Source organism: Actinophytocola sp. (assembly GCF_045807065.1).
Taxonomy (GTDB): Bacteria; Actinomycetota; Actinomycetes; order Mycobacteriales; family Pseudonocardiaceae; genus Actinophytocola.
Genome location: NZ_JBJMIE010000796.1, coordinates 1 through 6,740, shown reverse-complemented (window position 1 = coordinate 6,740; position 6,740 = coordinate 1). Strand labels below are relative to the sequence as shown.

General features: G+C 67.0%; 7 protein-coding genes. 2 read left to right on the top strand and 5 right to left on the bottom strand.

Annotated elements, in window-relative coordinates; translation table 11 throughout:
- Positions 1-1,752 (top strand): fumarate reductase/succinate dehydrogenase flavoprotein subunit (locus ACJ73U_RS46140; protein ID WP_407784146.1); only part of this gene is annotated, 1,752 nt, incomplete at its 5' end.
- Complete coding sequence (locus ACJ73U_RS46135) at positions 1,749-2,510, top strand: succinate dehydrogenase/fumarate reductase iron-sulfur subunit (RefSeq protein ID WP_407784145.1); 762 nt, start codon at positions 1,749-1,751, stop codon at positions 2,508-2,510. The genes ACJ73U_RS46140 and ACJ73U_RS46135, both read left to right, overlap by 4 nt.
- A 98-nt stretch (positions 2,511-2,608) precedes the next feature.
- Here ACJ73U_RS46135 and ACJ73U_RS46130 read toward each other — a convergent pair whose 3' ends face one another.
- The 5 genes from ACJ73U_RS46130 to ACJ73U_RS46110 all read right to left on the bottom strand — a co-directional run bounded on the left by ACJ73U_RS46130 (position 2,609) and on the right by ACJ73U_RS46110 (position 6,505).
- Positions 2,609-3,247: a methyltransferase domain-containing protein gene (locus tag ACJ73U_RS46130; protein ID WP_407784144.1), complete on the bottom strand. Its 639-nt coding sequence runs from the start codon at positions 3,245-3,247 to the stop codon at positions 2,609-2,611.
- Positions 3,231-4,100: an amino acid ABC transporter permease gene (locus tag ACJ73U_RS46125; RefSeq protein WP_407784143.1), complete on the bottom strand. Its 870-nt coding sequence runs from the start codon at positions 4,098-4,100 to the stop codon at positions 3,231-3,233. The genes ACJ73U_RS46130 and ACJ73U_RS46125 overlap by 17 nt, the downstream gene beginning before the upstream one ends.
- The gene (locus ACJ73U_RS46120) at positions 4,097-4,744 is read right to left on the bottom strand and encodes an amino acid ABC transporter permease (RefSeq protein ID WP_407784142.1); all 648 of its coding nucleotides are present in this window, start codon (positions 4,742-4,744) and stop codon (positions 4,097-4,099) included. Before ACJ73U_RS46120 ends, ACJ73U_RS46125 begins: the two co-directional genes overlap by 4 nt.
- Before the next feature lie 75 nt (positions 4,745-4,819).
- Entirely contained in the window at positions 4,820-5,716 is an 897-nt protein-coding gene (locus ACJ73U_RS46115; RefSeq protein WP_407784141.1) for a glutamate ABC transporter substrate-binding protein, read from the bottom strand.
- A gap of 60 nt (positions 5,717-5,776) precedes the next feature.
- Positions 5,777-6,505 (bottom strand): amino acid ABC transporter ATP-binding protein, encoded by a 729-nt coding sequence (locus ACJ73U_RS46110; RefSeq protein WP_407784147.1) that lies wholly within the window; start codon positions 6,503-6,505, stop codon positions 5,777-5,779.
- Positions 6,506-6,740: the final 235 nt, after the last annotated feature.

Genomic DNA, 6,740 nt, shown 5'->3' with positions numbered 1-6,740 from the left:
GGCTGCGCGGCGTCGATGAAGAACGCCAACGCCAAGGACACCTGGCAGATCCACTTCGCCGACACCATGCGGGGCGGCAAGTTCCTCAACAACTGGCGGATGGCCGAGCTCCACGCCAAGGAGGCGCCGGAGCGGGTCTGGGAGCTGGAGACCTACGGTGCGCTGTTCGACCGCACCAAGGACGGCAAGATCAGCCAGCGCAACTTCGGCGGCCACACCTACCCCCGCCTCGCGCACGTCGGTGACCGCACCGGCCTCGAGATGATCCGCACCATGCAGCAGAAGATCGTCTCGCTGCAGCAGGAGGACTACGCGGAGTACGGCGACTACGACGCCAAGCTCAGGGTCTTCTCCGAGTGCACCGTCACCGAGCTGATCAAGGACGGCGACCGCATCGCCGGCGCGTTCGCCTACTACCGCGACTCCGGCAAGTTCGTGCTGTTCGAGGCGCCGGCCATCGTGCTGGCGACCGGCGGCATCGGCAAGTCCTTCAAGGTCACGTCGAACTCCTGGGAGTACACCGGCGACGGGCACGCGCTCGCGCTCCGCGCCGGCGCCACGCTCATCAACATGGAGTTCGTCCAGTTCCACCCGACCGGCATGGTCTGGCCGCCGAGCGTCAAGGGCATCCTCGTCACCGAGGGTGTGCGTGGTGACGGCGGCGTCCTGAAGAACTCCAAGGGCGACCGATTCATGTTCGGGTACGTCCCGGACGTGTTCAAGGGCCAGTACGCGGAGACCGAGCAGGAGGCCGACGGCTGGTACAACGACCAGGACAACAACCGTCGCACGCCGGACCTGCTGCCCCGCGACGAGGTCGCTCGCGCGATCAACTCCGAGGTCAAGGAGGGCCGCGGCTCACCGCACGGCGGCGTTTTCCTGGACATCGCGAGCCGCCTGCCGGCCGAGGAGATCAAGCGGCGCCTGCCGTCCATGTACCACCAGTTCAAGGAACTGGCCGATGTGGACATCACCTCCCAGCCCATGGAGGTCGGGCCGACCTGCCACTACGTCATGGGTGGCGTCGAGGTCGACCCGGACAGCGCGTCGTCGACCGTGCCGGGTCTGTTCGCGGCCGGTGAGGTCGCCGGCGGCATGCACGGCTCCAACCGGCTGGGTGGCAACTCGCTGTCCGACCTGATCGTGTTCGGCCGCCGCGCCGGGCTCGGCGCCGCGGAGTACATCGACTCCCTCGACCAGAAGCCGAAGATCTCCGAGTCCGATGTGGACGCGGCAGCCACCCGCGCGACGAACCCGTTCGACTGGCCGGACAGCGGGCAGGCGGAGAACCCGTACACGATCCACGCCGAGCTGCAGCAGTCGATGAACGACCTGGTCGGCATCATCCGCAAGGAAGAGGAGATCCAGCAGGCGCTGGACAAGCTGGCGGAGCTGAAGCAGCGCGCGAGGGCGATCGCCGTCGAGGGCCGCCGCGAGTTCAACCCCGGCTGGCACCTCGCGCTCGACCTGCGCAACATGCTGCTGGTCAGCGAGTGCGTCGCCAAGGCGGCCCTGATGCGCACGGAGAGCCGCGGCGGCCACACCCGCGACGACTTCCCGGCGCTGGACGCCAACTGGCGCAACAAGCTGCTCGTCTGCTCGTCGGACGAGGCCGGGACGGCGGCCACGGTCACGCCCAAGGACCAGGTGCCGATGCGTGAGGACCTGCTCGAGCTGTTCGAGCTGTCCGAGCTGGAGAAGTACTACACGGACGACGAACTCGCCGCCCACCCGCAGAGGAGTGCCAAGTGAGTTACAAGGCGAACTTCAAGGTCTGGCGCGGCGACGCCACCGGTGGGGATGTCCAGGACTACGTCGTCGAGGTCAACGAGGGTGAGGTCGTCCTCGACATCATCCACCGCCTGCAGGCGACGCAGGCGCCGGACCTCGCGGTGCGCTGGAACTGCAAGGCGGGCAAGTGCGGCTCGTGCTCCGCGGAGATCAACGGCATGCCGCGCCTGATGTGCATGACGCGCATGTCCGTGTTCTCCGAGACCGAGACGATCACCGTGACACCGCTGCGCACGTTCCCGGTGATCCGCGACCTGGTCACCGACGTGTCGTACAACTACCAGAAGGCGCGGGAGATCCCGGCCTTCTCACCGCCGAAGAACCTCGGCCTCGGCGAGTACCGGATGAAGCAGCAGGACGTCGAGCGCTCGCAGGAGTTCCGCAAGTGCATCGAGTGCTTCCTGTGCCAGAACACCTGCCACGTCATCCGTGACCACGAGGAGAACAAGGAGAACTTCGCCGGCCCGCGCTTCCTGATGCGCGTCGCGGAGCTCGACATGCACCCGCTGGACCAGGCCGACCGCGTCCGCGAGGCGCAGGAGGAGCACGGTCTCGGGTACTGCAACATCACCAAGTGCTGCACCGAGGTGTGCCCGGAGCACATCAAGATCACCGACAACGCGCTGATCCCGATGAAGGAGCGCGTGATCGACCGCAAGTACGACCCGGTGGTGTGGCTGGGCAACAAGCTCTTCCGGCGTAGCGGTAGTCGTTCCTGAGGTTCTCCGAGGCCCGGAGTCCGTGGGTGGGCTCCGGGCGGCGACCTGGACAGGTGGTTGAGTTGGCCACGCCAGGCGCTCTTCAGCCCTTTGTCGCGCTACTCGGGCTTCCGCGCCAGTAGGAAGGCCTGCGGGGTTCGTTCGCCCTGCCGTGCTTCGCGGGTGGTGCGAACCGTGACTGGGACGCCCGCGTCTGCCAGCAGCTTGGCCAGGTGGTCGGGCCGGCGGCGGTGGAAGACCAGCTCTACCTCGTGGCCCAGCGCGGACGTCATGTGCAGTGGCTCGTCACCCACCTGGAAAGCCAGCAACAGGTAGCCTCCCGGCCGCACGACCCGCGCCAGTTCGGCCAGGGCCGTCGGCAGCAGGTCGTCTGGCACGTGGATGGTCGAGTACCACGCCATCACCCCACCGAAGGTCGCGTCGGGATGGGGTAGGTCCAGCATCGAGCCGATCTCGAACCGCACGTTCGGCAGGTGCCGGCGGGCCACCTCGAGCATGCCCGGGGACAGGTCCACACCGGACACGTCCACGCCGAGACGCACCAGTTCCGCGGTCGCCAGGCCGGTGCCGCAGCCGACCTCCAGTACCGGTCCGGCCACGACCGACGCGAACAGGGACAGCACCGAAAGCTCTACCGGCAGGCCGGCCATCTCGTCGCGGAAGTGTCTCGCGTAGTCGGCCGCCACCCGGTCGTAGGACGAGCGGGTGGCAGCCAGGAAGTCAGGCGGCGCCGACACCGGCGAGATCCGGGTCGACGGGGGCGATCGGGGCGACGTCGATGTGCTTCTTGCTGCGCCGCTCCCGCTTCTGCAGGTAGTTCGCGAGCCAGGCCAGCAGCAGGCACATGCCGATGTAGATGGCGGCCACCACGATCGCGACCGGGATGAACGGCCGGCCGAACTGCCCCTGCCCGCCGTAGAACTGGGCGAAGTGCAGCAGCTCGTCGTAGGTGATCAGGAAGCCGAGCGCGGTGTCCTTCAGCAGCACCACCAGCTGGCTGATGATCGTCGGCATCATCGAGCGCAGAGCCTGCGGCAGCAGGATCAGCACCATCACCTGCGTCTTGCGCAGGCCGAGCGCGTAGGCGGCCTCGGACTGGCCGCGCGGCAGTGCCAGGATGCCGGCGCGGAACACCTCGGCCAGCACCGATCCGTTGTAGAGCATGAGGCCGAGCACCACGGCCGTGTACGCCGACATCTTGACCCCGACCGTCGGCAGGCCGTAGTAGAACAGGAACATCAGGATCAGCAGCGGGATCGCGCGGAACAGCTCCACGATGAACGCGGACACCAGCCGGATGGGCCGGTGCTCGGAGAGCCGCCCGGCCGCGAACACGGCGCCGAACAGCAGCGCGAGCACCGCGCCCAGCGCGAACGCCTTCAGCGTCGCCAGCACGGCCGTGATCAGCTGTTCCTGGACGTACTTGTACTCGACCCACTCCCACTTCTTGCCGTCGAACTGGTTGGTGTCGTAGAACCGCCAGCCGACGAAGGCCACGAGCCCGGCGAGCAGCAGGATGCCGATCGCCGCCAGCAGGCGGTGCCGGGCGCGGGCGCGGGGGCCGGGGGTGTCGAAGAGGATGTTGCTCATCGGGCCACGCTCCACCGCTTCTCGAGGGTTCGCTGCGCCAGCGTCAGGACCATCACCAGGATCACGAAGCCCAGCGACACCCATCCCAGGCCGACCAGCTGGTTCTCGCCGTTGTCGGACAGGATCGACCGTATCCGGCCTGCCTCCGCGACCGAGAACCCGGCGGCGATGGTGGTGTTCTTCAGCAGGGCGATCAGCGTGCTCACCAACGGCGGCACCACCGACCGCAGCGCCTGCGGGAGGATGACCTCCGAGAGCGACTGGCCGAACGTCAGGCCGAGTGCGCGGGCCGCCTCGGCCTGGCCGAGCGGCACGGTGTTGATCCCCGACCGGACGACCTCGCAGATGAACGCCGAGGTGTACACGGTCAGCGCGACCACCGCGGCGGCGAAGTAGGACAGCCCCAGGATCTTCAGGTAGGGATAGGCGAAGACGAAGAAGAGGAACACCAGCGTCAGCGGGGTGTTCCGCACGACGGTGACGTAGAGGGTGCCCGCGGCGCGGAAGACGGGCACGGGACTGACCCGCAGCATCGCCAGGATCACGCCGAACACGAGGGACGCGACACCGGCGAGCAGGAACAACTCGACCGTGGTGATGAAGCCGTCGCGGAACAACGGCCAGTAGTCGATCAGTATGTTCATCGGGCCTTCTTCCCCGCTGTGGTTAACGAAGGTGGGTGGTCACCACTCGGGCGACCACCCACCATCAGGGTCGAATCAGTACCGTGCGAGCTTCGGCGGCGACGCCTTCGAGTTGGACTTGCCGAGCGTGCTGTCGTAGATGTCCTGCCAGGTGCCGTCGTCGATCGCGGCCTGCAGGATGTCGTTCACCTTGTCCCGCAGCGGCTTGTCGTCGTGCGGCAGGCCGATGCCGTACGGCTCCTCGGAGAACGGCTTGCCGACGACCTTCAGGTTGTCCGGGTCCTGCGCGGCGAAGCCCTTGAGGATGGCGTCGTCCGTGGTGACCGCGTCGACCTCGCCGCTGGAGAGCTTCTCGACGCACTGCGAGTAGGCCTGGAACTCGACGATGTTGCCCGGCTCGGTCAGCTGTTCGTCGCGGACCCGCTGGATCGGCGTCGAGCCGGTCACCGAGCAGACCTTCTTGCCCTTCAGGGTGTCCTTGCCGGTGATCGACTTGTCGTCCTTGCGCACCAGCAGGTCCTGGCCGGCGACGAAGTACGGGCCGGCGAAGGAGATCTGCTCCTTGCGCTTGTCGTTGATCGTGTAGGTGCCGACGTAGTAGTCGACGTCGCCGTTGGTGATGGCGGCCTCACGACCGGCGGACTGGACGGTCTTGTACTCGATCTTGTCCTCGTCGAAGCCGAGCTTCGCGGCGACCAGGCGCGCGATCTCGATGTCGAAGCCGGAGTACTTGCCGGTGGTCGGGTCCTTGTAGCCGAGGTAGGGCTGGTCCTCCTTGACCCCGATGACGACCTTGCCGTTCTGGGTCATCCGGTCGAACGTCGCCGAGCCCTCGACCTTGACGTTCTGAGCCACCTTCTGGGTGGTGGAGGGGCCGGCTGTCGCGTCGTTCGACGGCGTGCCCTCCTTGCCGCAGGCGGTCAGGGCGAGGCCACCCACCAGCAGCCCGATCGCCAGGGAACGAACCCTCATCGCAACTTCTCTCCTGCTCTTGGTCAGGCGGCGCGGGCGAGCACGCCGCTACAACGGTCCTCAGTGAGTGAGGATCTTTCCTAGGAAGTCCTTCGCCCGGTTGGACTTCGGCGCCGAGAAGAACTCTTGCGGGGTGCTGTCCTCGACGATCTCGCCGTCGGCCATGAACACGACCCGGTGCGCCGCGTTGCGCGCGAAACCCATCTCGTGGGTGACGACCAGCATCGTCATGCCCTCCTCCGCGAGGGTGGTCATGACGTCCAGCACTTCGTTGATCATCTCGGGGTCCAGCGCCGAGGTCGGCTCGTCGAAGAGCATGACCTTCGGCTTCATCGCCAGGGCCCGCGCGATCGCCGCGCGCTGCTGCTGCCCGCCGGAGAGCTGAGCAGGGTACTTCTGTGCCTGGTTGGCGATGCCGACGCGTTCGAGCAGCTCCATCGCGGTCCGCTTCGCCTCGGGCTGCGCGACCTTGCGCACCTTGACGGGCGCGAGCATCACGTTGTCGAGGATCGTCTTGTGCGCGAAGAGGTTGAACGACTGGAACACCATGCCGACATCGGCCCGCAGGCCCGCCAGCTCCTTGCCCTCGGCCGGCAGCGGCTTGCCGTCGACCTCGATCGAGCCGGCGTTGATAGGCTCGAGGCGGTTGATCGAGCGGCACAGCGTCGACTTGCCGGAGCCGGACGGCCCGAGCACGACGACCACCTGCCCGCGGGGCACCTCGATGGTGATGTTCTTGAGCACGTGCAGCTGCCCGAAGTACTTGTCCACCTCGACCATGCGGATCATCGGGGTGTCGGCCGCCGCCTCGGTCATCAGTCCTCCATCGCACGCGTTCACACCAGGCGTTCGTGAGACTACTGGCCCGGCAATGCGCGAAACCTACCCCCACCGGACGCGAAGTTCATGCCGCTTTGACCAGTTGGTAGGTCTCAATGCGGTCACGCGTACCCTCGGTTCCTGAGATGAGCACTCGCACTTACCAGGTACGCACGTTCGGCTGCCAGATGAACGTGCACGACTC